At 41.2% G+C, this 2,051-nt stretch carries 1 protein-coding gene; it reads left to right on the top strand.

Annotation, left to right across the window (positions count from 1 at the left end):
- Positions 1–146 precede the first annotated feature (146 nt).
- A complete protein-coding gene (locus tag CK510_RS29700) occupies positions 147–1,874 on the top strand; it encodes a ShlB/FhaC/HecB family hemolysin secretion/activation protein (RefSeq protein ID WP_095725032.1) in 1,728 nt (575 codons plus the stop codon).
- The last annotated feature ends 177 nt before the right edge of the window (positions 1,875–2,051 follow it).

Raw genomic sequence — 2,051 nt, 5'->3', positions numbered from 1 at the left:
GCGACTAAAGTCGCTCGTGTCGCTTATATCTCAGCACTAAAGTGGCTGAGTTTTACGCATACCGTGTTGTTGTATAAGGGTGTCAGGTGAAACAATTTATTATTAGTTCAGTTTTTTGTAAAAAAATAATTAACAATCATCTAAGTATGATTACTGAAATGAAACCTCTCACATTTGGTTTTATTATTGCAACTTTACTATGCAATCATCAGCAAGGATTCTGTGGAGAAGCGATCGCTCAAACTTCTAATCCCAATTCTTTACCAAGCGATCGCGCTCCTGTAACTCCATTACCATCGGATATTTTACCACAACCATCACAGCAAGAACCACTGGTTCCACCTCCACAACCAGAAACCCAAATTCCCGGAATTGATGACCCAAATGTAAAGTTCAAGGTCGATCGCATTGAAGTTGTTGGTAGTACAGTATTCAAGCCGAAAGATTTTATTCCTGTCACATCCCCTTTTGTAGGACGAGAATTAACATTTGCGGAGTTGTTGGAAGTTAAGGATGCTGTCACCAAACTCTACACAGATAAAGGTTATGTAACCACAGGTGCTGTAATTACACCACAGACACTAGAATCTGGGGTAGTTAAAATTCAGGTAGTGGAAGGTAGTCTCCAAGAAATAAAAATTGTGGGTAATCGGCGGTTAAATAGTAAATATATTAGATCGCGGATCAAACTTGGTGCAGGGAAACCCTTGAATGTGCCCCATTTAATGGAAAAGCTGCAACTTGTCCGACTCGATCCCCGTATTCAAAACCTATCAGCCGAATTGCAAACAGGAGTGCGTCCAGGAAGTAATAGCTTACAAGTTGAGATTAAAGAAGCGGACACTTTTAAACTAACTACTACCTTAGATAATGGGCGATCGCCTAGTGTGGGTAGTTTCCGTCGAGGAATTGACCTACAAGAAGCTAATTTACTCGGTATGGGGGATACTCTAAGTGTTGGATATGCCAATAGTGATGGTAGCAATGCAGTCAATGCCAGTTATACACTACCAGTAAATGCCCGTAATGGTACTGTATCATTCAGCTATAACCAGGGATGGAATAATGTAATTGAAAAACCCTTCACTGTCCTTGATATTCAATCCAATAGTAAGTCATACGACTTCAGTTATCGACAACCACTGGTGCAAACACCAACCAAAGAATTAGCAGTGGGGCTATCTTTCTCCCGTCAAGAAAGTCAAACAGAATTAGGGCTTGATAACATTGGTGGGTTTCCTTTATCACCTGGTGCAGATGCGGATGGAAAGACAAAAATATCTGCTCTGCGCTTCACCCAAGACTATACCCAACGTAGTAACAAACAAGTTTTTGCAGCGCGATCGCAATTTAGCTTGGGGGTAGATTGGTTCGATGCAAATGTCAATGACAATGCCCCAGATAGCCGCTTTTTTAGCTGGAGAGGACAAGCACAATGGGTACGACAATTAAAACCAGATACTCTCTTTTTAGTCAAGGGTGATTTACAAGTAGCAACCGATGCCCTATTACCCTTAGAGCAATTTGGTGTTGGTGGTCAACTAAGCGTGCGTGGCTATCGTCAAGATGCATTGCTGGCAGATAGTGGTTTGTTGTTATCTAGCGAACTTCGTTTACCCATTCTCCGTGCCCCAAAAATGGGAGGAGTGCTACAATTAACACCTTTCTTTGAAATTGGCAAAGCCTGGAATAACAATGGTAAAAATCCATCACCGAGTACATTAGTTGGTACTGGATTAGGGTTGTTGTGGAAACAAGGTGATAATTTTTCCGCTCGTTTGGATTGGGGTATTCCCTTAGTGTCAGTCGAAGGAGAAAAGCGATCGCTCCAGGAAAATGGGCTATATTTTTCAATCAGCTATTCACCGTTTTAGGGACTGTCAAATTCAAAGCTGATAGACCATACATCATAATAGCGGTTCTCGATTATATTTTGGGAAACCTAACTTTAGAGATTAAGGGAGTATTTATATCATGAATCAACTGTTGTTGCTCCGTGTCATTGAGAGTAAGGTTGACCCTCTTAATCACACCTTTTTCATTCACCACAG

Source organism: Brunnivagina elsteri CCALA 953 (assembly GCF_002289455.1).
GTDB lineage: Bacteria > Cyanobacteriota > Cyanobacteriia > Cyanobacteriales > Nostocaceae > Brunnivagina > Brunnivagina elsteri.
Note: the sequence above shows the minus strand (reverse complement) of the source record. Positions and strands in the feature narration are given on the sequence as shown.